This is a genomic window from Marinobacter sp. C7 (genome assembly GCF_022343555.1).
GTDB lineage: Bacteria > Pseudomonadota > Gammaproteobacteria > Pseudomonadales > Oleiphilaceae > Marinobacter.
The window spans coordinates 1-606 of record NZ_JAKQZH010000052.1 but is presented as its reverse complement, the minus strand read 5'-3'; the positions used below and the strand labels follow the sequence as shown (position 1 = coordinate 606).

General features: G+C 56.9%; 1 protein-coding gene. It reads right to left on the bottom strand.

Annotation, left to right across the window (positions count from 1 at the left end; translation table 11 throughout):
* On the bottom strand, window positions 1-606 hold a 606-nt coding region (locus tag MD273_RS19305), incomplete at both ends, for a universal stress protein (RefSeq protein WP_239039272.1).

Below are 606 nucleotides of genomic sequence, written 5' to 3'. Positions count from 1 at the left end.
GCCAAGGAGCATGCCCTTAAATCCGCCACGACCATGGGAACCAACGACTAGGAGCTGCGCGTTTTCAGATGCTTCTGCAAGTGCGCGAACTGGGCGGTCACGGGTGATGATCTTCTTGACGGTTACACTTGGGTACTTTTCCACCAGTGGTGCGAGGCGTTCGATCAGCATGTCGGTTTGCTGACGTTCCACTTCATCCCACTGCTGTTGAGCAGCTGCAAGACCTGCAAGTGATGCCTGTACCTGCATGTCCATCCAGGTGTGAACTGCAACGAGTTCGGCGCCACGAGCTTCAGCTTCCGCAAATGCGTATTCGGTTGCCTGTTGGGAGACTTCGGAGCCATCCACACCGACGACGACTGGGCCGTACTTGCTGTCTTCGTTGACTGCGCTGTCTTCACGGACAACAACGACTGGACACTTTGCGTGGCTGACCACTGCACCGGAGACGGAGCCCATGACCATTCCGGAGAGTCCGCCGAGTCCGCGGGAACCCATGACGATCATTGTGGCATCGGGAGACATTTCCAACAGCATGTCGATGGGACTGCCTTCAGCGATGGTGTGCCCGATCTTGATTTCTGGCGCTACCTCATGGGCGATGTC